The sequence below is a fragment of the Aquabacterium humicola genome (genome assembly GCF_030167915.1).
Taxonomy (GTDB): domain Bacteria; phylum Pseudomonadota; class Gammaproteobacteria; order Burkholderiales; family Burkholderiaceae_C; genus Pseudaquabacterium; species Pseudaquabacterium humicola.
In genome coordinates, this window is sequence record NZ_JARGNB010000004.1 from 202,364 (window position 1) to 224,152 (window position 21,789).

The 21,789-nt window shown below is 70.8% G+C and carries 20 protein-coding genes, 1 pseudogene and 1 riboswitch; of the genes and pseudogenes, 7 read left to right on the forward strand and 14 right to left on the reverse strand.

Going from position 1 to position 21,789, the window contains the following annotated elements; all coding sequences use genetic code 11:
- Nucleotides 1-22: 22 nt before the first annotated feature.
- From soxB to P1K89_RS19805, 4 genes are all read left to right on the forward strand, one after another.
- Nucleotides 23-1,759 carry a thiosulfohydrolase SoxB gene (gene soxB / locus P1K89_RS19790; protein ID WP_284618222.1) on the forward strand — a complete coding sequence of 579 codons (1,737 nt, stop codon included), beginning with the start codon at nt 23-25 and terminating at the stop codon, nt 1,757-1,759.
- Nucleotides 1,760-1,787: 28 nt separating this feature from the next.
- A riboswitch (glycine riboswitch) is annotated at nt 1,788-1,890 on the forward strand.
- A 226-nt stretch (nt 1,891-2,116) separates the two neighbouring features.
- Nucleotides 2,117-3,415, forward strand: a complete 1,299-nt coding sequence (locus P1K89_RS19795; protein WP_284618223.1) for a D-amino acid dehydrogenase — start codon at nt 2,117-2,119, stop codon at nt 3,413-3,415.
- A gap of 102 nt (nt 3,416-3,517) precedes the next feature.
- Nucleotides 3,518-3,874 (forward strand): ArsR/SmtB family transcription factor, encoded by a 357-nt coding sequence (locus P1K89_RS19800; protein WP_284618224.1) that lies wholly within the window; start codon nt 3,518-3,520, stop codon nt 3,872-3,874.
- A gap of 49 nt (nt 3,875-3,923) precedes the next feature.
- Nucleotides 3,924-4,334, forward strand: coding sequence for a carboxypeptidase regulatory-like domain-containing protein (locus P1K89_RS19805; RefSeq protein WP_284618225.1), 411 nt, complete (start codon nt 3,924-3,926; stop codon nt 4,332-4,334).
- 90 nt (nt 4,335-4,424) lie between these two features.
- Here the strand turns inward: P1K89_RS19805 and P1K89_RS19810 are convergent, their stop codons facing one another.
- From P1K89_RS19810 to P1K89_RS19820, 3 genes are read right to left on the reverse strand one after another with little or no spacing between them, the layout of a single operon-like run.
- Nucleotides 4,425-5,273 (reverse strand): phytanoyl-CoA dioxygenase family protein, encoded by an 849-nt coding sequence (locus P1K89_RS19810; protein ID WP_284618226.1) that lies wholly within the window; start codon nt 5,271-5,273, stop codon nt 4,425-4,427.
- A 2-nt stretch (nt 5,274-5,275) separates the two neighbouring features.
- The gene (locus P1K89_RS19815) at nt 5,276-6,301 is read right to left on the reverse strand and encodes a Bug family tripartite tricarboxylate transporter substrate binding protein (protein WP_284618227.1); all 1,026 of its coding nucleotides are present in this window, start codon (nt 6,299-6,301) and stop codon (nt 5,276-5,278) included.
- Nucleotides 6,302-6,338: 37 nt separating this feature from the next.
- A complete protein-coding gene (locus P1K89_RS19820) occupies nt 6,339-7,676 on the reverse strand; it encodes an FAD-dependent oxidoreductase (RefSeq protein WP_284618228.1) in 1,338 nt (445 codons plus the stop codon).
- A 74-nt stretch (nt 7,677-7,750) separates the two neighbouring features.
- Between P1K89_RS19820 and P1K89_RS19825 the strand changes: the two genes are divergently transcribed.
- The gene (locus tag P1K89_RS19825; protein WP_284618229.1) at nt 7,751-9,031 is read left to right on the forward strand and encodes an amidohydrolase family protein; all 1,281 of its coding nucleotides are present in this window, start codon (nt 7,751-7,753) and stop codon (nt 9,029-9,031) included.
- A gap of 14 nt (nt 9,032-9,045) precedes the next feature.
- Here P1K89_RS19825 and P1K89_RS19830 read toward each other — a convergent pair whose 3' ends face one another.
- Genes P1K89_RS19830 through P1K89_RS19850 form a run of 5 tightly spaced genes read right to left on the reverse strand, consistent with a single transcriptional unit; the run spans nt 9,046 to nt 13,121 of the window.
- Nucleotides 9,046-10,209, reverse strand: a complete 1,164-nt coding sequence (locus P1K89_RS19830) for a type IV pilus modification PilV family protein (protein WP_284618230.1) — start codon at nt 10,207-10,209, stop codon at nt 9,046-9,048.
- Nucleotides 10,206-11,534 (reverse strand): pilus assembly PilX family protein, encoded by a 1,329-nt coding sequence (locus tag P1K89_RS19835; protein WP_284618231.1) that lies wholly within the window; start codon nt 11,532-11,534, stop codon nt 10,206-10,208. The genes P1K89_RS19830 and P1K89_RS19835 overlap by 4 nt, the downstream gene beginning before the upstream one ends.
- 11 nt (nt 11,535-11,545) lie before the next feature.
- On the reverse strand, nt 11,546-12,247 hold the full coding sequence (locus P1K89_RS19840; RefSeq protein WP_284618232.1) for a PilW family protein: 702 nt from the start codon (nt 12,245-12,247) through the stop codon (nt 11,546-11,548).
- Entirely contained in the window at nt 12,241-12,714 is a 474-nt protein-coding gene (locus P1K89_RS19845; RefSeq protein ID WP_284618233.1) for a GspH/FimT family pseudopilin, read from the reverse strand. The genes P1K89_RS19840 and P1K89_RS19845 overlap by 7 nt, the downstream gene beginning before the upstream one ends.
- Nucleotides 12,714-13,121, reverse strand: a complete 408-nt coding sequence (locus P1K89_RS19850) for a type IV pilin protein (RefSeq protein ID WP_284618234.1) — start codon at nt 13,119-13,121, stop codon at nt 12,714-12,716. Before P1K89_RS19850 ends, P1K89_RS19845 begins: the two co-directional genes overlap by 1 nt.
- Before the next feature lie 346 nt (nt 13,122-13,467).
- On the opposite strand from P1K89_RS19850, the gene P1K89_RS19855 reads away from it, so the two are divergent.
- Nucleotides 13,468-14,082 carry a glutathione S-transferase family protein gene (locus P1K89_RS19855; protein ID WP_284618235.1) on the forward strand — a complete coding sequence of 205 codons (615 nt, stop codon included), beginning with the start codon at nt 13,468-13,470 and terminating at the stop codon, nt 14,080-14,082.
- 51 nt (nt 14,083-14,133) lie between these two features.
- On the opposite strand, the gene P1K89_RS19860 is transcribed toward P1K89_RS19855, so the two are convergent.
- From P1K89_RS19860 to P1K89_RS19885, 6 genes and pseudogenes are all read right to left on the reverse strand, one after another.
- Nucleotides 14,134-14,772 carry a response regulator gene (locus P1K89_RS19860; protein ID WP_284618236.1) on the reverse strand — a complete coding sequence of 213 codons (639 nt, stop codon included), beginning with the start codon at nt 14,770-14,772 and terminating at the stop codon, nt 14,134-14,136.
- Between the two features lie 136 nt (nt 14,773-14,908).
- Nucleotides 14,909-16,669: an FMN-binding glutamate synthase family protein gene (locus tag P1K89_RS19865; RefSeq protein WP_284618237.1), complete on the reverse strand. Its 1,761-nt coding sequence runs from the start codon at nt 16,667-16,669 to the stop codon at nt 14,909-14,911.
- A 60-nt stretch (nt 16,670-16,729) separates the two neighbouring features.
- The gene (locus P1K89_RS19870) at nt 16,730-17,860 is read right to left on the reverse strand and encodes an ABC transporter permease (RefSeq protein WP_284618238.1); all 1,131 of its coding nucleotides are present in this window, start codon (nt 17,858-17,860) and stop codon (nt 16,730-16,732) included.
- Nucleotides 17,861-17,953: 93 nt separating this feature from the next.
- Nucleotides 17,954-18,619 (reverse strand): annotated as a pseudogene (locus P1K89_RS19875) (ABC transporter ATP-binding protein); the annotation flags it as partial.
- A complete protein-coding gene (locus P1K89_RS19880; RefSeq protein WP_284618239.1) occupies nt 18,616-19,596 on the reverse strand; it encodes an HlyD family secretion protein in 981 nt (326 codons plus the stop codon). The pseudogene P1K89_RS19875 and the gene P1K89_RS19880, both read right to left, overlap by 4 nt.
- A complete protein-coding gene (locus tag P1K89_RS19885) occupies nt 19,593-20,231 on the reverse strand; it encodes a TetR/AcrR family transcriptional regulator (RefSeq protein WP_284618240.1) in 639 nt (212 codons plus the stop codon). Before P1K89_RS19885 ends, P1K89_RS19880 begins: the two co-directional genes overlap by 4 nt.
- A gap of 123 nt (nt 20,232-20,354) precedes the next feature.
- Here P1K89_RS19885 and P1K89_RS19890 point away from each other — a divergent pair, with 123 nt between their 5' ends.
- Nucleotides 20,355-21,785: an FAD-dependent oxidoreductase gene (locus P1K89_RS19890; RefSeq protein ID WP_284618241.1), complete on the forward strand. Its 1,431-nt coding sequence runs from the start codon at nt 20,355-20,357 to the stop codon at nt 21,783-21,785.
- The last annotated feature ends 4 nt before the right edge of the window (nt 21,786-21,789 follow it).

The window sequence follows — 21,789 nt, forward strand, 5'->3', positions numbered from 1 at the left end:
GGCCCTTTCGAACGGAGTCCCCATGACGCTCGCGCGCCGCGAATTCCTGCAGGTGCTGGGTGCGGCGTCGGCCGCCGGCATGGCCCTGGGGCCGCATGCCGAGGCCGATGCCGCGACGGCCGAAGCCGCGCTGTACGACCTGCCGCGCTTCGGCAACGTCTCGCTGCTGCACATGACCGACTGCCATGCGCAGTTGCTGCCGCTGCACTTCCGCGAGCCGAGCGTGAACCTGGGGGTCGGGGCGATGCGCGGCCAGTGGCCGCACCTCGTCGGTGACGCGCTGCTGAAGGCCGCGAAGATCCCGCCCGGCACACGCGCCGCGCATGCCTTCACGATGCTCGATTTCGAGCGCGCCGCGCGCCGCTACGGCCGCGTCGGCGGCTTCGCGCACCTGGCGACGCTGGTCAAGCGCCTGAAGGCCAGCCGCCCCGGCGCGCTGCTGCTCGACGGCGGCGACACCTGGCAGGGCTCGGCCACCGCGCTGTGGACCCAAGGCCAGGACATGGTCGACGCGGCGCTGGCGCTCGGCGTCGACGTGATGACCGGCCATTGGGAGTTCACCTACGGCATGGAGCGGGTGAAGCAGATCGTCGAGAAGGACTTCCAGGGCCGCATCCAGTTCATCGCGCAGAACGTGCAGACGGCCGACTTCGGCGACCCGGTCTTCCCGTCGCACAGCTGGCGCGAGATCAACGGCGTGCCGGTGGCCATCATCGGCCAGGCCTTCCCGTACACGCCGATCGCCAACCCGCGCTACTTCGTCGCCGACTGGCGCTTCGGCATCGAGGAAGCCAACCTGCAGAAGACGGTCGACGAGGTGCGCGCCAAGGGCGCGCAGCTGGTCGTGCTGCTGTCGCACAACGGCATGGACGTCGACCTGAAGCTCGCCTCGCGCGTGCGCGGGATCGACGCGATCCTCGGCGGCCATACGCACGATGGCGTGCCGCTCGCTTTGCCCATCAGCAATCCCGGCGGCACCACGCTGGTGACCAACGCCGGCAGCAACGGCAAGTTCCTCGGCGTGATGGACTTCGACGTGCGCAACGGCAAGCTCGCCGACTGGCGCTACAAGCTGCTGCCGGTGTTCACGAACCAGCTGACACCCGACCCGGCCATGCAGGCGCTGATTGACAAAGTACGCGGCCCCTACGAAGCCAGGCTGGCCGAGCCGCTGGCCGTGACCGAGGGCCTGCTCTACCGCCGCGGCAACTTCAACGGGAGCTGGGACCAGCTGATCTGCGACGCGCTGATCGACGTGCAGGGCGCCGACCTCGCGCTGTCGCCCGGGTTCCGCTGGGGCACGACCTTGCTGCCCGGCGAGACGATCACCCGCGAACGGCTGATGGACCAGCTGGCGATCACCTACCCGTACGCGACGCTCACCGAGATGAGCGGCGAGATGTTGAAGACCGTGCTCGAGGACGTCGCAGACAACCTCTTCAACCCCGACCCGTACTACCAGCAGGGCGGCGACATGGTGCGCACCGGCGGCCTGGCCTACACCTGCACGCCGGCCGCGGCGATGGGCCGGCGCATCGCCGACCTGCGGCTGGCGAACGGCCGGGCCATCGAGGCCGGCAAGACCTACAAGGTGGCCGGCTGGGCGCCGGTGGCCGAAGGCGCGCGCACGGCTGGCTGGAAGCCGGTGTGGGAGGTGATCGAGCCCTGGCTGAAGGCGCAGAAGCCGCGGGTGAAACCGCGGCGAGTCAGCGTGCCCAAGCTGGTCGGCATCGCCGGCGATCCGGGCGTCCGGCTTTGACGGTCGGGGCGCCCGGCCCCTAGAATCGCGGCTCGAACCAGGAGAGTGCGGCCTTCCGCGAAATTCCGCGAAGGCCGCCGCCGAAGGCGCAACCTCCCATACACGCTCAGGCCCGGTACTGGTTCGGATCACAGCCGACACTGGAGAGCGATGCCTTCGCAGCGAAGGCATCCACCGAAGGAGCAAGGCCCGCGCTTCACGACGAAGCCGGCGCCGAATCTCTCAGGTACCGAGGACAGCGGGAGCGGCGCGAGAGGACCGGTGGTCCGTCGTCGCGTGCGCTTCGCATCCGTCCACGATGTGCGGCCCATCGCCTCTCGTTCGTTGCTTCGATTCGACCTTCGAGAGAGCCTTCCCATGAAAGTCTTCGTCCTCGGCGCCGGCGTCACCGGCATCACGTCGGCCTGGTTCCTGCGCCAGGCGGGTCACGACGTCACCGTCATCGACCGCCAGCCCGCTGCCGGCCTCGAAACCAGCTTCGCCAACGGCGGGCAGATCTCGGTGTCGCATGCCGAACCCTGGGCCAACCCGGGCGCACCGCTGAAGGTGCTGAAGTGGCTGGCGAAGGAGGACGCGCCGCTGCTGTTCCGCCTGCGCGCCGACTGGGCCCAGTGGCGCTGGGGCCTCGCCTTCCTGCGCGAATGCACGCCGGGCCGCACGCGCCACAACATCCGCCAGATCGTCAACCTCGGCCTCTACAGCCGCGCGACGCTGCAGCAGCTGCGCCGCGACCTGGGGCTCGAGTACGACCAGCTGAGCAAGGGCATCCTGCACTTCTACACCAGCGCCGCGGAGTTCGAGGCTGCGCAGGAACCGGCGCGCGTGATGCGCGAGCACGGCTGCGAGCTCGACATGAAGAGCGCCGACGAGTGCGTGGCGATCGAGCCGGCGCTGGCGCAATGCCGCGACCGCATCGTCGGCGGCAGCATGACGCCGAGCGACGAATCCGGCGACGCGCACCGCTTCACGCAGGCGCTGGCCGCGGCCTGCGCGGCGGCCGGGGTGCAGTTCAGGGTCGAGACGCGCATCGTCGGCATCCGCCGCGAAGGCGACCGCATCGCCGGGGTGCAGCTCGCCGATGCGCAGGGCATCGTCTCGACGCTCGCCGCCGACCGCTACGTGCTGTGCCTGGGCTCGTTCTCCGCTGGCTTCGCGCGCGAGCTCGGCATTCACCTCAACATCTACCCGGCCAAGGGTTACTCGGTGACCTTGCCGGTGCAGGACCGGGCACACGCGTACTCGGTATCGCTGACCGACGACGAGTACAAGCTGGTGTTCTCGCGCCTGGGCGACCGGCTGCGCATCGCCGGCACCGCCGAGCTCAACGGCTTCGACACGGCGCTGAACATCACGCGCTGCGAAGCCATCGTGCGGCGCGTGCGCGAGCTGTTCCCGCAGATGACCGATGGCCGACAGGCGCGCTACTGGACCGGCCTGCGGCCCGCGACGCCGTCGAACGTGCCCTACATCGGCCGCTCGAAGATCGCCAACCTGTACCTCAACACCGGCCACGGCACGCTGGGCTGGACGCATTCGGCGGGTTCGGGCCAGGCGATCGCCGACATCGTCAGCGGCCGCGCGCCGGCGCTGGACTTCGCCTTCACCGGCCTCAGCCGCGAAGACCGGCGCAGCCCCGGCGCCCTGCGCACCGCCTGAGCGCGCGCTGATCCAGCGCAAGCCCGCCGCACCACGGTCGGCGGGCGTTCATCAGCGGTCGCGCATAAACTTCGCGCATCAACGATCGACCGCCCGCCCCGCATGGACACCGACCCCGCCGCCGACGCCGTCTTCGAATCGGTCGCCGAACTGTTCGCGCTGCTGTCGACGCCGATACGGCTGAAGATCATCGGCGCGCTGTGCAACACCGAGAAGAACGTGTCGCAGCTGCTGGCCGAGATCGACACCACGCAGCCGAACATGAGCCAGCACCTGTCGACGCTGTACCGCGCCGGCGTGCTCGGCAAGCGCCGCGACGGCACGCAGATCTACTACCGGCTGCAGAGCGAACGCGTCGCCATGCTGTGCCGCGCGGTCTGCACGCAGGTGGCGATCGAGATGGACCCCGAGGCCGAGGTGCAGCCGGGCGACCGGCTGCTGCCGCTGGGCGCGCGCTGAAGTCCGGCCGGCGCGGCGAGCCGGCATGCCGATTGCCGGCGCTTCACGCATGAACACCCACCGTTTGGCGCCCTGGCTCGCGGGCGCCCTCGCCTTGGCGATCGCGGGCTCCACCCTCGCCGGACCGGCGGCGGACCAGCAAGGCGCCGTGCGCTCGCTGAGCGGCGGCATCGGCGCCGACGAAGCGCGGGCGATGAAGGAAGCGGCGCCCGGCTACCCGCTGGCCCTGACCTTCTCGCGCCCGGATGGCGCGTTCGTCGCCGACATCAGCCTGCGCGTGCGCGACGCGGGCGGACGCACGGTCTACGAAGCGAAGGGCGTCGGCCCGATGGTGCTGCTGGACATGCCCGCCGGCCGCTACGTCATCGAAGCGACGCACCCCGACGGCCGGCAGCAGCAGCGCAGCGTCAGCCTCGACGGCAAGCGCCACGCCGCGGTGTCGATGACCTGGGCCGGCTGAGTGGACCCCCACGTCGCTTCGCTCCTGCCCCCCAAGGGGGCGTCAGCCGCCTTGGGGCGGCCCGGCGGCGGCTGAGCCGGCGGCACGCCTTCAGTCGAAGCCGCGCAGCGGCACGCGTTCGCGCTGCAGCCAGTTGCGCGGCGAGTAGGCGCTGGTGCCGTCGGTCGCGTGCAGCGTATAGGCATGGCGCGAATGCGCCGAGCGGTTCGGCGCGCTCCAGTGCGGCAGCAGGCCATGGAAGCACACCAGCGTGCCGGCGCTCACCTCGACCGGCACGGCCACCGCATCGTCCGGCCACGGCGTGGTATCCAGCGTTTCCATCGTGACCACCTCGCCATCGCGCACGAAACGCTCGCGCAGCGGCCCGCGGTGGCCGCCCGGCTCGACCCACAGGCAGCCGTTGTCGCGCGTGGCGTCTTCCAGCGCGAACCAGAACGCGGTGACGGTGCACGGCGTGGTGTCGAAGAAGGTGGCGTCCTGGTGCCACTTCACCTCGCCGCCGATGCCCGGCTGCTTGAAGATGTACATCGACTGCCACACCTTCGCATCGGCAAGGCCCAGGTCGCGGGCCAGCGCCGCCATGCGCGGTCCGCGCGAGAAGCGCTCGAACACCGGGTCGAGGTCGTGCATCGCGTGGCCGATCTTGTTGATCGACAGCGCCTTGGCCTGGCGCAGTGCGCCGCTGGCGTCGAAGGCCTCCTCCTCGAAGAAGCAGTGGATGCCCTCGGCCGACGCCAGGAAGTCGTCGCCGGTGCCACGCGCCTGGTCGGTGGTGCTGAAGATCGTGCGCTTCGCGCCGGGCTCGAACTGGTCGACGATCTGCAGCGCCCGCGCGCGCAGCGCGGCGACCTCGTCGGCCGTCTTGAAGCCCGGCAGCACGAGGTAGCCGTCGGCGTGATAACGCTCGATCTGTGCGGCGGACAAAACGGCGGGCGGCATGGTCAGCTGTCCACCTTGATGCCGCGCATCATGATGATGCCGCCGAGCTGGTTGGTATCGGCCTTCATGCGGTTGGCCAGACCTTCAGGCGCCGTGCCGACGGCCTGCCAGCCGGCGTTCAGCAGCTTCTGGCGCGAATCCGGCGCGCGGATCGCCTCCACCAGCGCGGCGCTGAGCTTGGCGACGATGGGCTTGGGCATGGACGCGGGCGCCGCGGCGGCGGTCCAGATCTCGAGGTCGGCGCCGGTGACGTCGGCATCGCGCAGGGTCGGCTGGTCGGTGACCAGCGCGCTGCGGCCCGGGGAGGTCAGGCCGATGGCCTTCAGCTTGCCGCTGCGCACGTGCGGCAGCGCCAGGCCCGGCGGCAGCAGCGCCAGGTGCACCTGGCCGGACAGCATCGCATTGATCACCTGCGGGTTGCCGGGGTACGGCACGTGCACCGCGGTGATGCCGGTCTTGCTCTTGATCAGCTCCATGCCGAGGTGGCCGACGGTGCCGTTGCCCGGCGTGCCGTAGTTGGCCTTGCCTTCGAGGCTGCGCGCCCAGTGCAGCAGCTCGGCGGGCTTGCTGCCCGTCGCGGTGCCGGCCACGGTCAGCAGCAGCGGCGCGGTGCCGATGAGCGACAGCGGCGCGAAGTCCTTCGCCGGGTCGAACGGCAGCTTCGGGTTCAGCAGCTTGGCGACCGTCAGGTTGCCGTTGATCAGCACGCCGATCGTGTGGTCGTCGCGCGCCTTGGCGACGAGGTCGGCGGCGATGTTGCCCGACGCGCCGGGGCGGTTCTCGACCACCACCGGCTGGCCGAGGTTCTTGGCCAGGGCTTCGGAGATCGCCCGCGCCGCGAGGTCGGGGGTCGAGCCGCCGGGGAAGCCGACCAGGATCTTCAGTGGCTGCGTCGGCCAGGCCAGCGCTTTCGGGGAGGCGGCGGCCGCGGCTGTACGCGGCGCGCCGGCCGTCTGCGCCCAGGTGGGCAGCGTGAAGGCCGCGGGACCGGCTGCGAGCAGGGATAACAAGCGACGTCGCTGGTGCATGCGAGGACTCCGGGTGGTCACGGGATTCGAAGAACCGTCAGGCGCCGAGAAACACGCCCTGCTGCTGCAGCGTGCGCTGGAGCTCGGCGGCGGGTACGGCGCGTGGCGTCACGCCGCCTTGAAGGGCCAGCGCGGCGACACTGCCTGCGGCCTCGCCCATCACGAAGCAGGCACCGCTGACACGCGCAGCGGATTGCCCGCGATGCGTCATCGACGCGCAGCGCCCGGCGACCAGCAGATTGTCCACGACGCGCGGCAGGATCATGCGCAGCGGCAGCTGGTTGACGCCCTGGTGCGTGCCGAGCCCGGGCGGAAACTCGAAGGTCACGTCGCCGGCGATGTGCGCCTCGATCGGCCAGCCGTTGACGCCGATGCTGTCGGCAAAGCGCGCACAGCCCAGCACGTCGGCATCGCTCAGCTGAATCTCGCCGACGACGCGCCGCGTCTCGCGGATGCCCAGCTGCGGCGCGATCTCAAGCAGGTAGGCGCCTTCGAAGCCGGGCGCGCTCGAGCGCAGGAAGTCCATGAACCCGACGATCTGGCGCCGGCCTTCGAGCTCGCCGGCGCTCAACTGCCAGGCATCGGTGCCGTCGACCGGGCTGCCGTCGGGGTTCGCGAGCTGCGTGACGTTGGCGCGCCATTCGCCCGCATGCTTCTGCGGCCGCACGATCGGCGTCTTGCGCGGGAAGCGGCGGCCGCGCGCTTCCGCTTCGGCCATCAGCGCGTCGAAGCGGTTCCACGCATCGCCGGCCCGTGCGTCGTCGACACCGTGGATGCGGAACATCGTCGATGGGTACAGCAGCTCGTCCTTCTCGAACGGCACGCCGGCGGCGACCGCGAGGTCGGCATCGCCCGAGCAGTCGATGAACACCTCGGCGGTGATCGCGCCGCGGCCGGACTTGGTCTCGACCAGCAGCGCCTCGACCTGCGACGGCGACCGCATCAGCACGCCGGCCGCGTAGGCATGGAACAGCAGGCGCACACCCCGCGACGCCAGCAGCTCGTCGGCGCCGATCTTGAAGGCCGGGTTGTCGTAGGCCTGCGCGGCGATCTTGCCGCCGAAGAGGGCATGCGGCTCGCTGAGGCCGTCGCAGCGGCGCATGCGGTCGAGCAGTTCGTCGACGATGCCGTGCACCACCTGCTCGATGCGGCCGAAGACGTTGGCATGCAGGCCGCAGAAGTTGGTGACGCCGGCGGCGGTGCCCATGCCGCCGAGGAAGCCGTAGCGCTCGACCAGCAGCGTGCGGCGGCCGGCCTGCGCGGCGGCGGCGGCGGCCGCGATGCCCGCCGGCCCGCCGCCGAGCACCAGCACCTCGGTCTCGGCGATCACCGGCGTCGATCGCGCCGGCTCGGTCAGCGTGCGAAGGGAAGTCATGCGTCGGAGCAAAGGCGCTAGCCTATATGCATTCGGCGGCCGTCGCCGCCTGGGACCATCGGGAGAAACCAGCCATGCTGATCCGCAACGCCACGCTGCCCGACGGCCGCACCGGCATCAACCTGCTGGTGCGCGACGGCCGCTTCGCGGCGATCGGCCCGGTGCAGGACGGGGTGGCCGGCGAGCCGGGCGAACCCGAGCTCGATGCCGCCGGCTGGCTGCTGAGCCCGCCGTTCGTCGATGCGCATTTCCACATGGACGCGACGCTGTCGTACGGCCTGCCGCGGATCAATGCCAGCGGCACGCTGCTCGAGGGCATCGCGCTGTGGGGCGAACTCAAGCCGCTGCTGACGGCCGAGGCCATCGCCGAGCGCGCCCTGCAGTACTGCGACTGGGCGATCGCCCGCGGGCTGCTGGCGATCCGCACGCATGTCGATGTCTGCGACGAACGGCTGCTGGCGGTCGACGCGCTGCTGCAGGTGCGCGAACGCATGAAGCCCTGGCTGGACCTGCAGCTGGTCGCCTTTCCGCAGGACGGCGTGCTGCGCACGCCGCACGCGCTGCAGACGCTGCAGCGTGCGCTCGACAAGGGCGTCGACGTGGTCGGCGGCATTCCGCACTTCGAGCGCACGTCCGACCACGGCGCCGAGAGCGTGAAGCTGCTGTGCGAGATCGCCGCCGCGCGCGGGCTGCGCGTCGACATGCACTGCGACGAGAGCGACGACCCGCTGTCGCGCCACATCGAGACCCTGGCCTTCCACGCGCAGCGCCTCGGGCTGCAGGGCCGCGTGACCGGCTCGCACCTGACCTCGATGCATTCGATGGACAACTACTACGTGTCCAAGCTGATCCCGCTGATCGCCGAAAGCGGTGTGCATGCGGTGGCCAACCCGCTGATCAACATCACGCTGCAGGGCCGGCACGACAGCTACCCGAAGCGCCGCGGCATGACGCGCGTGCCGGAGCTGATGGCCGGTGGCGTCAACGTCGCGTTCGGCCACGACTGCGTGATGGACCCGTGGTACGCACTCGGCTCCGGCGACATGCTGGAGGTCGCGCAGATGGGACTGCACGTCGCGCAGATGACTTCGCAGGCGCAGATGCGTGCCTGCTTCGATGCGGTGACGGTGAATGCCGCACGCGTGCTCGGTCTCGAAGGCTACGGGCTCGAGGTCGGTTGCCATGCGGATGCGGTGCTGCTGCAGGCGCGCACGCCGGCCGAGGCGATCCGCCTGCGTGCGGCGCGCCTGGCGGTGATGCGCCGCGGCGAGGTGGTCGCGCGGCAGGCGCCGGCGGCGTCGGTGCTGGACCTCGGCGGCCGTCGCGCGCAGGTCGACTGGACCCTGGCGCGCTGAACGGCCGTCCACCGTCAGTTCACCGGGCACTCCGTCGCGCGCGCGGCGTTGCTGCTGCGGCAGTCCTGGTGCAGCACGGTCGCCAGCGACGTCACGGTGGGGCAGTTCGGGCCACCCGAGGTGCTGAGGATGTAGTTCTGGTTGTCCAGCGACTCGGAGACCTGGGTGTAGGGCTGCACGTTGCGCTGGTTCGCCGTCGCGCCGTTGCCCGTGGGGTACTGGAAGCGGCAGACCTTGTAGTTGGTGGCGCCCGAGTTGAGCCCCGTGCCGCCGAGGCGCAGCGTGCCGGCCCACGGCGCACCCGCCGACGGCACGCTGATCACGCACAGGTAGTACTTGTAGCCGGTGATCGCGGTGCCGGTGTTCTGGTCCACCGCGTTGTTCAGCGAGCAGGTGACGCCGGTGGTGCCGGTGAGGCCCGTGCTGCTGACCAGCAGGCCGGTGGGGAAGCTGATGCTGCCGTCCAGCGAGATGTAGCCGGCGATGATGTACGCGCTGGTCTCGGTGCAGTTCGCCAGGTCGTCGATGCTGTCGACGATGAAGTTGCAGGTCAGCACGACATAACCGGAGTCGTTCGAGAACACGACGGCGAAGTTGTTGGTCAGCTGCACCACGCTCTTGCCGCCGCCGAGATCCACCGCCGGAACCGGGATGTTCAGGTTGCGGTTCTTCGGGCGCTTCAGCGTCGTATTGCCCGGCAGCGGGAAGGCCAGCGCGCCGCTGTCGAACGGGTCGGTCTTCGAGATGATGGTCGAGAAGTTCAGCGTCGTCTCGGCCGTGGCCGTGGTGCTGGTGCGGTCGGCCCAGCTGACGCTGATCTTCACGCGGCGCCACGGGTCGTCGGTGCTGTCGAAGACCTGCCAGCTGCGGGTGAAGGTGGTGTTCGCGTGGTAGTTGGCGCCGTTGCCGACACTGTCGGTGGTCGCGCCGGAGCCCATGCTCTCCCACGCGTTGACCCCGGCCGCGGTGTCGATCTGCGTGTAGGAGCGGAACTCCTCGATCTTCTCCTGCGCCAGCCGCGCGGCCTCGCCGCGCTGGCGCGCGACGTCCTCGCTGCGCGCGAGCTTCAGGCTGACGCCGGCGATCGCCAGCAGGCCGAAGGCCATGATGACCAGCGCGATCATCGACTCCAGCAGCGAGAAGCCCTGCTGGCGGCGGAAAGTGATGCGGCGCTTCATGGCAACGTGTCCGTGGTGGTGCGGAAATCGCGCCAGCTGCCCGGGACGCGCACGAGCGGGGCGCTCATGCGGCGGGCGTTCTTCAGCGCATCGGGGTCGTAGGTCACCGTGCCGTTGCCGTTGGTCTTGTAGGCCGCGCAGGTGATCTGGGCACCGTTGATGTTGGCCGTGCCGGTGCCGATGTCGTTCCAGTCGGCGCTGTTCGAGAAGATCAGGCCGTAGAAGGTATTGGTGCCGTTGATCTTCAGCGCGTTGGGCGTGACGAAGATGATCGGGTCGCCTTGCGAGCCGTAGGTGTTGTTGCCGCTGAGCTGCAGGTCGGTGGCAAAGTAGAACGAGCGCCAGCCCTGGCTGTAGGCGGTGTCGATCTTGCTCTTGCAGTCGGACGCGCTGCCGCAGCTGATGATCTTGGTGGTCGGCGAATCGCGGAAGCGCTCGATGGTCATGCCGAAGTAGGTCTTGAACATCGCCGAGTTCTCGCAGGTCGGGTCGGCGCTGGCCAGCGAGTACAGCGACTGGTCGTTCTCGATCTGCGAGTTCGCCACCGGCTGGCCCGCCAGCGTGGTCACCGACGTGCCCGGCGAGGTGTCGATCGTCGTGCCGGCATTGATCGTGATGCCGTTGGTCGCGACGTCGTTGTTGGCGACGTTGAACGAGCCGCCGATGTCGCACGAGGTGCCGCAGGTCAGCGGCGCGGCCGGCGGGCGCGGCGACAGGCCGAGCTTCAGCGTCACGGTCGTGCGCGCATTGCCGTCGGCATTGCCGTAGGTGGTCGATGCGCACGACGCCGCCTGCGCACTGCAGGCCCAGGCGGTGATCTTCACCGCGTCGGTATCGCCGGGCACCGCCTCGAAGGCCACGGTGAAGCCGGGCTGCACCGCGCTGCCGAGGCTGGCCACCGCCGTGCCGCTGCCCGGGGTGTTGGGGCAGCTGCAGCTGAGCGTGCCGGTGGCCGGATCGATCTTGCAGCCGGGGAAGACGGTGGTGGCCGGCGCGACATCGGTCGACGGCGTCGCGGCGTTCCAGTTCGTCATCACGTAGCGCTTGCGGAACGAGGTGTTGCCGGCCGTGTTGTCGAAGGTGCAGTTGGCGCCGATGTCGTAGGGCGCGTTCAACATGCCGGTGGCCCATTCGAGCGCCGCTTCGGCGACTTCGTGGGTCAGCGTGGCCTGCATCTGGTTGGCCGACGTGCGCTGTTCGACCAGCACGCCGCGGTTGACGTACAGCGCGCCGAGCGACGCGGCAAACAGCAGGATCAGCGCGACGACGAGCGTGCCGACGCCGCGCTGGCGGCGGCGGGAGCGGGTCAGGTGGAGGGAGAACATCGGATCACCTTTCAGGCCGGGCAGGCGCCGGCGACCTGGTCGTTGCGCACACGGACCGTCGAACGCAGGCTGCGCTGCACGGCGGCATCGCGAACCGATTGACCGTGCAGCACGACGGCGTAGCTGCGCACGGTGGTGGTGGGGCAGTTCGGCGTGCCGATGCCGCAGACGGTCGGGCAGGTGTCGCCGAGGCTGATCTGGGTGACGGTGGGCGTCACGGTCAGCGTGGTGATGTTCACCGAGCTCTTGTCCGTGACATCGGTCCAGCTGCCGCCGACCTGCATCTGCAGCGCGCCGTCGTTGAGCCGGAAGCCGAACTGCTCGTTGGCATCGAGCGTGTTGTTGTCGGTGGCGCTGTCGCGCGAGAAGCGGTAGGCGATTTCGTTGGCGGCCGGCATGCTGACCTGGCTGTACGGGTTCTGCGTGGTCACCGAGGTGCCGCCGATGGCGGTGGTGCCGAGGATCGCGTTGCCCCAGAAGCCGGCGCGGCGGATGTCGCGCGTGACCAGGTCGGCGGCATTGCGCAGGTCCTGGTTCAGGCGCGTCTCGGCCAGCAGCATGCGCGAGCCGGAGACGTTCTTCGCGAACAGCAGCACGGCGCCGCTGACCACGATCATGCCGACGGCCGCACCGACCATCAGCTCCATGATCGACAGGCCGCGCTGGCGCGCGCGCGGGCGCGCGATGCGGCGTGGGGGGCGCAGGCTCAACATGCGGTGTACCCGTGGAAGGCGGCCGACGGCGAGCACGTCGCGATGCGGCCGAAGGCGTTGGTGGTGACCTGCAGCTGCGCGCTGGTGTAGCTGCTGCTGCCGGTGAGGGTCTGCGCCGTGGTGGTGCCGCGCAGGCCTTCGAAGACCACCGTGCCGGCCGACAGCGTGACGCCTGCCGGCAGCGTGACCGTCTTCAGCACGACATCGGCGCCGGAGGTGGGCGTGTAGCGCACGTCGTACGACGCGCCGTCGGCGGCGACGACCAGGCTCGCGTTGGTGCGGCGATGGATGGCTTCGCTGCGCACGTACTGCAGGTCGATGCCCAGCGTGCTGACCGCGCCTTCGAGGCGGGTGCGCGCGATGGACTGCGTGAACTGGGGGGCGGCCAGGCCGGCGAGGATGGCGGCGATGGCCACGGCCACCAGCACCTCGATCAGCGTCACGCCACGGTTCGGACGGCTCGACATCACCGGCTCCAGCAGGTGGCAGGAGCGTAGACAGGGTTCGTCGCGGTGACCGTGACGGACATCGCGGTGCAGCCCGTGTCGTTGTTCTGGCCCTTCGACGCGACCGGCGTGAACGTGATGGTGTACCCGGTCGACGCGGTCTGGCCGGCGCCGATCGACAAGGCCATCGTGTAGTAGCCGTTGCCGGTCGTGCTGCTGCTGATGCCCAGGTTGCCCAGCGTGGTCGTGTAGGTCGCGTTGTTCGCGCGCCAGCGTTCCTGCGCCTGCATCACGTTGGCCGCGGCATCGCCGGCATCGGCGCGGCGGCCCTTGCGGATGCTGGCCATGAAGTTCGGGTACGCGATCGACGAGACGATCGCGATGATCGCGAGCGTCACCATCATCTCGATCAGCGTGAAGCCCTTCACGAGGGGGTTGGGGGGTTGAACGATCCGGCGCATGTCGAGGTTTTCGGCCCGCCGATGGAGCGCTTGAGCCGGAGAAGCGACCGTTCGCGACCCCTGTTCGACCGCTCGTCGGGTCGAACGGCGTCCCCGCCGCACCGCGCGGACGTCCATCAGCGCACCGCGCGGACGTCCATCGGCGCACCGCGCGGAACCCCATCAGCGCACCGCGCTGGTGCGCCGCGTCAAGACGTCACGACCGGCAGCGTCGGCTGCGGACCACACTCAACCCTGCGCCCGCGAGGCGCACCCCGTCGCGCGGGGGTCGATCGCTAAAATCGATCGCACCTCGCGCCTGCACCGCCCGCCCATGAAACTGATCGGATCGCTGACCAGCCCCTACGTGCGCAAGGTGCGGATCGTGATGGCCGAGAAGCGGTTGGACTACCAGCTGGTGCTGGAGGACGTCTGGGCGCAGGACGCCATCCTGAAATCGAATCCGCTCGGCAAGGTGCCCTGCCTGGTGATGGAAGGCGGCGAGGCGGTGTTCGACTCGCGCGTCATCGTCGAGTACGTCGACACCCTGTCGCCGGTCGGCAAGCTGATCCCGCCGTCGGGCCGCGAGCGCGTGGAAGTGCGCACCTGGGAAGCGCTGGGCGACGGCGTCTGCGACGCCGCGCTGCTGGCGCGGCTGGAAGCCACCTGGGGCCCGCGCGGCGACGCGCGCAGCCCGGCCTGGATCGACCGGCAGCTCAGCCGCATCGGCACCTGCCTGAAGGCGATGAGCCAGGGCCTGGGCGACAAGCCGTGGTGCAACGGCAACCACTTCACGCTGGCCGACGTCGCGGTCGGCGTCGCGCTGGGCTACCTGGACTTCCGCTTCAAGGACATCGACTGGCGCGGCGACCATCCGAACCTGGCCCGCCTGTCCGACAAGCTGGCCGCGCGGCCGAGCTTTGCCGACACCGTGCCGCCGGCGGCCTGACGATCGCCGGCGCTGTCCCTGACGCCCGAAGTGAGCGGCAGGCGCACGCCCTCAGGCGGCCTGCAGCGTGAAGTTGCCGGCGCGCAGGTCCCACTGCATCTTGCGGTAGATCGCCCGCACGCGGGCCGCGAGCGCCCGCGGCGGCACGTTCTCGAAGCGCGCGATCTCGGCGATGCGGCGGCCGATCGCCAGGCGGCGCAGCAGCAGCAGGTCGTCAGGACCCAGCGCCAGCGGGCTGATCATCTCGTCCAGCGGCGACGCGGCGACGCTGCGCTGGTCGGCCTCGAAGTGGTCGAGCAGGCGCCTGGCGATCCATGGCGTGATGTCGGCGGCGCCGGCCAGCGTGTCGCGCGCATGCACGGCCAGCGGCTCGGCGCGCAGGTCGTCGGCGTCGTAGAAGCTGTCGGCGCCTTCCTGCAGCGCGTCCAGCAGCAGCAGGTCCTCGCCGTGCGAGACCACCAGCACCTGCGCCTTCAGCGGGCTGATGCCGACGCGCAGCACGCGGATCATGTCGAGCACCGTGCCGTCGACGAGCCGCAGGTCGGCGATCAGCAGGTCGGGATCGTGGCGGTGCATCAGCACGCGGGCCGAGGCAAAACTCTGCACCGGACCGAGCACGTCCCATTCGCCGGTGGCGAGCAGTTCGTCGCGCCACGCCTGGCTGCGTGCCGGGCTGTTCCCGGCGAGCAACGCGGTCTTCATATCCCAACGACCCGTGGTTTCTTGATGTAACCAATTCTGGGGACGCGGGCGCGGACCTGCATCCCCGAGCCGCGGGGGATGTCGGGTCGCTACCGATGGCGGGAGCCGGAGGGCGTGAAGTGCATCACGCCGAACGGGTCGCTTCCGGGTCTGCCGCGTGAAGCCTGCCACTGGACCCGGCCGCCGATCCGTCGTTGGGCGACGGATTCGGCATCACCCGCTTGTCGAGCATCTGCGCCGCCACCGGCCCCGCCTGGAAGCTGGCGCTGGAGGCGATCGGCCAGTACAGCGCGAAGACCTGGTGCGGCCACGCCACCTCGCCGCGTTCGGCGGCCAGCAGCTCGCCGCGCTGCAGCGTCGGCAACAACCGCGACAGCAGGCGCACCGAGTGGTCGCTGGTGCGCCGCACGATGTGCGCCGGCGTGATCTGGTTCGGATGCGTGAGCCCGGCCGCCTGTACCAGTTCCTTCAGCGCCTCCAGCGTGTACTGGTGGAAGCGGCGCACGCGCTCGATCTTGTCGGGCACCACCAGCGCCTTCTGGCGCAGCGGGTCCTGCGTCGTCACGCCGGTGGGGCAGTGGCCGGTGTGGCAATGCTGCGCCTGGATGCAGCCGAGCGCGAACATGAAGCCGCGCGCCGCGTTGCACCAGTCGGCGCCCAGCGCCATCGCGCGCGCGATGTCGAAGGCGCTGATGACCTTGCCGGCGCAGCCGATGCGGATGCGATCGCGCAAGCCGACGCCGACCAGCGTGTTGTGCACCAGCCGCAGGCCTTCCTGCAGCGGCGAGCCGACGTGGTCGGTGAATTCCAGCGGCGCCGCGCCGGTACCGCCCTCGGCGCCGTCGACGACGATGAAGTCAGGCAGCAGGTCGCATTCCAGCATCGCCTTGACGATCGCGAACCATTCCCACGGATGGCCGATGCACAGCTTGAAGCCCACCGGCTTGCCGCCCGACAGCGTGCGCAGCCGGTCGAGGAACTTCAGCATCTGCAGCGGCGTGTCGAAGGCGCTGTGCGCGGCCGGCGAGATGCAGTCGACCCCCACCGGCACGCCGCGCGCCGCGGCGATCTCCGGCGTCACCTTCGGCCCCGGCAGCACGCCGCCGTGGCCGGGCTTGGCGCCCTGGCTGAGCTTGAGCTCGACCATGCGCACCTGCGGGTCGCGCGCGTTGCGTTCGAACAGTTCCTCGTCGAAGGTGCCGTCGGCGTTGCGGCAGCCGAAGTAGCCCGAGCCGATCTCCCAGATCAGGTCGCCGCCGTGCACGCGGTGGTGTTCGCTGATCGAGCCTTCGCCGGTGTCGTGCGCGAAGCCGCCGCGCCTGGCGCCGCCGTTGAGCGCGAGGATCGCGTTGGCGCTCAGCGCGCCAAAGCTCATCGCCGAGATGTTGAACAGGCTCGCGGAGTACGGCTGCGCGCAGCGCTCGCCGCCGATGTCGACGCGGAAGTCGTGGCTCGGCAGCGCGGTAGGCTGCAGCGAATGGTTGATCCACTCGTAGCCCGCGGCGCCGACGTCGAGCTGCGTGCCGAAGGGCCGCTTGTCCGATTCGCCCTTGCTGCGCTGGTAGACCAGCGAGCGCTGCTGGCGCGAGAACGGGATGGTCTCGCGCTCGCTTTCGATGAAGTACTGGCGGATCTCGGGGCGGATCCATTCGAGCAGGTAGCGCAGGTGGCCGATCACCGGGTAGTTGCGCAGCACCGCGCGCCGGTTCTGCCGCAGGTCGTGCACGCCGGTCGCGAGGCCGAAGAGGCCGAGCAGCGCCATCCACGCCAGCTCGCCGAAGCCGACCCAGGCGAACAGACCGAGCAGCGCGAAGACCGCGCACAGCAGCAGCGTCAGGTAGCGGATGGGGAAATGGCGGTCGAGCGCACTCAGCCAGCTGGGCATCGGGGGAACCTCCTCGCCCGCCGCATGCTAATCGAGCACTGGTCGAGCCCTAGTCGAGCCCTAGTCGAGCGTGCGGCGGTAGCGCGTCAGCGCCAGCACGCCGGCGGCCAGCAGGAACAGCAGCATCGGCCACAGCTCCGGCCACAGCTCGGGCAGGCCGTTGCCCTTGAGCAGGATGCCGCGCACGATGCGCAGGAAGTGCGTCAGCGGCAGCAGCTCGCCGATGGCTTGCGCCCAGCCCGGCATGCCGCGGAACGGGAACATGAAGCCCGACAGCAGGATCGACGGCAGGAAGAAGAAGAAGGTCATCTGCAGCGCCTGCAGCTGGTTCTTCGCCAGGGTCGAGAAGGTGAAGCCGACGCCGAGGTTGGCGAGCATGAAGACCCCGATCAGCGCCAGCAGCAGCGCGAGGCTGCCGTTCATCGGCACTTCGAACAGCCACCACGCGGCCAGCATGATCACGCCGAGCTGGATGTAGCCGATGACGACGTACGGCAGGATCTTGCCGATCATCACCTCGAGCGGGCGCACCGGCGTGGCGAGCAGGTTCTCCATCGTGCCGCGCTCGCGCTCGCGGGTCATTGCCAGGCCGGTCAGCATCACCATCGTCATCGTCAGGATGGTGCCGATCAGCCCCGGCACGATGTTGTAGCGCGACAGCCCTTCCGGGTTGTAGCGGCGATGCACCCGCAGCTCCACCGGCGTGGGGCGCGGCGCCAGCGCCGCCAGCGGCCCGACCGCCTCGGTGGCCAGCGCCTGCGTCAGCAGCGGCTGCAGCGCGGCGATCGCGTTGCCCGACGCCGCCGGGTCGGTGGCGTCGACCGACACCAGCAGCACCGGCCGCGTGCCGCGCACGACCTCGCGCGTGAAGCCGGGCGGGATCACCACCATGAACTGCACCTCGCCGCGCTCGAGCAGCGCCTCGGCCTCGACTTCGCTGCCGGTGCGGTGCGCGATGCGGAAGTAGCCGCTGTTCTGCAGCGCCGCGCCGACGCTGCGCGCGAGCGGACCGCCGTTTTCGGCCACCAGCACTGTCGGCAGGCCCTTCGGATCGGTGTTGATCGCGTAGCCGAACAGCACCAGCTGCATCACCGGCACCGCGACCGCCATCGCGAAGGTCAGGCGGTCGCGCAGCATCTGCTGGAACTCCTTGATGAAGATCGCCAGCGTGCGGCGCCACGAGTAATTCATGCGCTAGGGGCCGGGAACGTCGGCGGCGAAGTTGTCCTGCGCGCGATCGACCAGGCGCACGAAGGCCTCCTCGAGGTCGCGCGCACCGGCCTCGGCGACGATCTCGGCAGCCGTGCCGCGCGCCAGCACCTGGCCGTAGGCGATGTAGCAGAGCTCGTGGCAGCGCTCGGCCTCGTCCATGTAGTGCGTCGACACCAGCACCGTGATGCCGTCGTCCGCGAGGCGGTGGATGTGGTCCCAGAACTCGCGCCGCGCCTTCGGGTCGACGCCGGCGGTCGGCTCGTCCAGCAGCAGCAGCTGCGGCGCGTGCAGCAGGCAGGCGGCGAGCGCGAGCCGCTGCTTCCAGCCGCCGGACAAGGCGCCCGCCAGCTGCTGCTGGCGCTCGACGAGGCCGAGGTCGGCGAGCGCGCGGTCGACCGCCGCGCGGCGCCCGGGCAGCTCGAACAGCCGAGCGACGAAGTCCAGGTTCTCGCGGATCGACAGGTCCTCGTAGAGCCCGAACTTCTGCGTCATGTAGCCGACTTGGCGCTTGATCTCGGCGCCGCCCTCCGCGATGTCCAGCCCCAGGCAGGTGCCGCGGCCCTCGTCGGCCTTCAGCAACCCGCACAGCATGCGGATCGTCGTCGTCTTGCCGCTGCCGTTGGGGCCGAGGAAGCCGCAGATGCGGCCGCGCTCGAGCTGCAGGTCGACATGGTCGACGACGGTGCGGCCGCCGTAACGCTTGGTCAGGCCGTGCACGTCGATCGCCAGCACGGTCAGCCGCCCTTCTGCACGTCGATGGGTTGACCCGGGCGCAGCCGAGGCGCATCGGCCGGCGCCGGCCGCGCTTCGACCAGGAACACCAGCTTTGCGCGCTGGGCGTTCGAATAGATCACCGGCGGGGTGTACTCCGCCTGCGTCGCGATGCGGCTGATGCGCGCGGCGATCGGCGCGCCGCAGCCGTCGCAGCGGATGCTCACCGCCTGGCCGGGCTGCAGCGCACCGGCCTCGGTTTCAGCGACGTAGAAGCGCGCCTTCACCGCGCCCGCCGGCAGCAGCGACACCACCGGCTGCCCGGCGGGCACCCATTCGCCGACGCGGAAGAAGGTGTCGGCCACCGCCGCGGCCGCCGGCGCGCGCGGCGCCTTCTGCTGCACGCGCCAGTCGGCCTGCTTCAGCGCCTGCGCCGCGGCCCCGGCGCCGGCCTGCGCGGCCGCCCGTTCCTGCTCGCGGGCCGGCAGCTGCGCGACGCGCAACGCGGCCTCGAGCTCGTTCACCTGTGCATCGGCCTGCGTCATCGCGGCCTGTGCATCGTCGAGCTGCGCGGCGCTGACGAAGTTCTGCGCCACCAGCGCCTTCACCCGCGCGAGCTCGCTGCGCGCCAGCGCGGCCTGTGCGCGCGCCCTGGCCAGCTGCGCCCGGGTCACTGCCACTTCATCGGCGCGGCGCCCGGTCTCGGTGTTGCGCGCCTGCGCCTGCGCGACACCGAGCCGCGCCGCGGCTTCGTCCTTCGCGAAGACCTCGGCATCGTCGTCGAGCACGAAGAGCGGCGCCCCCTGCGCGACCTGGCCGCCGGCCGCGACCGGCAGCTCGGCGAGCGTGCCGGCGAGGGGCGACGAGACCAGCACGTACTCGCCCTCGACATATCCCGACCAGCCGGCCGGCGGCGGCTTGTCGCAGGCGGCCAGCGGCACCAGCAGCGGCACCAGCAGCAGCCTCGCCCCTGCGCTGGCCGCCCGGGTCCTCGAAGCGCTCATCGGGGGGCCTCCTCGCCGGCGCACAAGGCCGCCAGCACCAGCTCGATGCGTTCGGCAATCGCCACGTCGCCGGTGACCTGCGTCTGCAACGACGGCTTCGGCAGCGGAATGCCCAGCGCGGCCGCCGCCGGGGCCATGACCATCGGCGCGACCACCGCGCCCATCAGCAGCGCGATGCGCTGCAGCGGATGGCGCGATGGCGGCAGCGCGCCTTCGGCCTCCGCCTCGGCCAGCAGCTGCAGCAGCAGGCCGACGTGCCGGGGCACGTTGGCCCGCAGGAACTCGCGCGCGACCTCCGCCCCGCCGGCCGCATCGAGCACCAGCCGCACGATCACGGGCCGCTGCGCGCGCACGAAGCCGGCCAGGCTCAGCAGCGCGGCGCGCAGCCGGTCCAGCGCCGGCCCCTGCATCGCGGCCTGGCCGGCGAGCGGACCGTACATCTCCTCGTACAGCTGCTGCAGCAAGGCGCGCAGGAAGGCGTCCTTGCTGTCGAAGTGGTAATGGAACATGCCCGCGCTGATGCCGGCGTGCTCGGCCAGCTTGCGCTGCGACAGCCCGGCGCAGCCCAGCTGCGCATACAGCGCGCGGCCGCTGGCGAGCAGGGCCTGGTCGAGCTGTTGTGAGGGGCGGGCCACGGCGGCCATTATTGGTCAGCTGACCTGAAAAGCGCAAGCATCCCCCGGAATGCGTGCATCCGGGCCGGCGCAGGCGCCGTATGTCCCGCCATCACCGGCCGACGGCCGTTCCGCAGGAGTCCCATGAACACGCTCGATGCCCGCGCGTTGGCCGCGCTTTGCGACAAGGAAACCGGCACCGCCCCGCGCGGCCCGCGGCGCGCCGTGGTGCTCGGCGCCAGCCTGGCCGGGCTGCTGGCCGCGCGCGTGCTGCATGAGCACGTCGACGAGGTGCTGCTGCTCGAACGCCATGCACTGCCGATGGACCTGGGCCCGCGCGAGACGATGCCGCACACCCACCACACCCATGCGCTGCTGGCGCGCGGCCGGCAGGTGATCGAGCAGCTCTTTCCCGGCATCGGCGACGAATGGATGGCCGCCGGTGGCCGCCTCGGCGACGTCGGCAGCGATGCCCTCTTCTACGCCGGCCGGCGCCGCTTCGCGCAGGCCCCCGCCGACGCGCAGGCGATCTGCCTCGGCCGCAGCGCGATCGAAGGCGTGCTGCGCTGGCGCGTGCGGGCGCTGCCGCGCATCACGCTGGTCAGCGGTGTCGAAGCGACGGGCCTGCTCGGCGCGGCGGACCGTTCAGCGGTCACAGGCCTGCACTGGCGTCTGCGCGACGAACCGGCGGGCGACCGCCGCACGCTGCGCGCGGACCTCGTGGTCGATGCCAGCGGCCGCGGCTCGCGGCTGCCGAAGTGGCTGGTGGAGCTCGGCCACGATGCCCCGCGCGAAGAGCAGGTGCACTGCCAGATCCGCTACGCCACCGCCTACCTGCAGCGCGAGCCGCAGCATGCGCCGGGCCTCGAAGCGGTGATCTGCGCCGCGACACCGGACCACCCGCGGCCCTCGGTGCTGCTGAGCCAGGAAGGCGGGCGCTGGGTGGTGACGCAGGGCGGGTACGGCGAGGATGCGCCGCCGCTGGACCGCGAGGGCTTCATCCGCCGCGCGCAGGAGGCCGCGCCGTCGGAGCTGGCCGCGGTCGTGCGCGATGCGCAGTTCCTGTGCGAACCCTTCGGCTACCGCTTCCCGCACAGCCAGCGCCGGCGCTACGAGCGCTCGAGCCTGCCCGCCGGCGTGCTGGCCATCGGCGACAGCATCTGCAGCTTCAACCCGGTGTTCGGCCAGGGCATGAGCGTGGCCGCCTGCGAAGCGCTGGCGCTGCAGCAGGCGCTGCAGGCCGGTGCCGCCATCGATCGGGGCCTGGCGCGCCGTTATTTCCGCGCCGCCGCGCGCAGCATCGACATCGCCTGGCAGACCGCCGTCGGCGCCGACCTCGCGATCCCCAGCGTGCAGGGGGAGCGGCCGCTGCCGGTTCGCCTCATCAACGCCTATGTCGCGAAGGTCTTCGATGCGGCGCAGACCGATCCGGACGTGGCCGTGGCCTTCGAGCGGGTCTCGCACCTGCTGGAAGCCCCGCCGACGCTGATGCGGCCGGCGATGCTGGCGCGCGTGCTCAGCGCACGCTGGCGGCGGCCGGCGGATGCCACGCGGCCGGCGGTGGCAGCGGCCTAGCGCC

Coding starts and splice junctions, on each gene's coding strand:
- soxB (WP_284618222.1), top strand. CDS start 23: ATGACGCTCGCGCGCCGCGAATTCCTGCAGGTGCTGGGTGCGGCGTCG.
- P1K89_RS19795 (WP_284618223.1), top strand. CDS start 2,117: ATGAAAGTCTTCGTCCTCGGCGCCGGCGTCACCGGCATCACGTCGGCC.
- P1K89_RS19800 (WP_284618224.1), top strand. CDS start 3,518: ATGGACACCGACCCCGCCGCCGACGCCGTCTTCGAATCGGTCGCCGAA.
- P1K89_RS19805 (WP_284618225.1), top strand. CDS start 3,924: ATGAACACCCACCGTTTGGCGCCCTGGCTCGCGGGCGCCCTCGCCTTG.
- P1K89_RS19810 (WP_284618226.1), bottom strand. CDS start 5,273: ATGCCGCCCGCCGTTTTGTCCGCCGCACAGATCGAGCGTTATCACGCC.
- P1K89_RS19815 (WP_284618227.1), bottom strand. CDS start 6,301: ATGCACCAGCGACGTCGCTTGTTATCCCTGCTCGCAGCCGGTCCCGCG.
- P1K89_RS19820 (WP_284618228.1), bottom strand. CDS start 7,676: ATGACTTCCCTTCGCACGCTGACCGAGCCGGCGCGATCGACGCCGGTG.
- P1K89_RS19825 (WP_284618229.1), top strand. CDS start 7,751: ATGCTGATCCGCAACGCCACGCTGCCCGACGGCCGCACCGGCATCAAC.
- P1K89_RS19830 (WP_284618230.1), bottom strand. CDS start 10,209: ATGAAGCGCCGCATCACTTTCCGCCGCCAGCAGGGCTTCTCGCTGCTG.
- P1K89_RS19835 (WP_284618231.1), bottom strand. CDS start 11,534: ATGTTCTCCCTCCACCTGACCCGCTCCCGCCGCCGCCAGCGCGGCGTC.
- P1K89_RS19840 (WP_284618232.1), bottom strand. CDS start 12,247: ATGTTGAGCCTGCGCCCCCCACGCCGCATCGCGCGCCCGCGCGCGCGC.
- P1K89_RS19845 (WP_284618233.1), bottom strand. CDS start 12,714: ATGTCGAGCCGTCCGAACCGTGGCGTGACGCTGATCGAGGTGCTGGTG.
- P1K89_RS19855 (WP_284618235.1), top strand. CDS start 13,468: ATGAAACTGATCGGATCGCTGACCAGCCCCTACGTGCGCAAGGTGCGG.
- P1K89_RS19865 (WP_284618237.1), bottom strand. CDS start 16,669: ATGCCCAGCTGGCTGAGTGCGCTCGACCGCCATTTCCCCATCCGCTAC.
- P1K89_RS19870 (WP_284618238.1), bottom strand. CDS start 17,860: ATGAATTACTCGTGGCGCCGCACGCTGGCGATCTTCATCAAGGAGTTC.
- P1K89_RS19880 (WP_284618239.1), bottom strand. CDS start 19,596: ATGAGCGCTTCGAGGACCCGGGCGGCCAGCGCAGGGGCGAGGCTGCTG.
- P1K89_RS19890 (WP_284618241.1), top strand. CDS start 20,355: ATGAACACGCTCGATGCCCGCGCGTTGGCCGCGCTTTGCGACAAGGAA.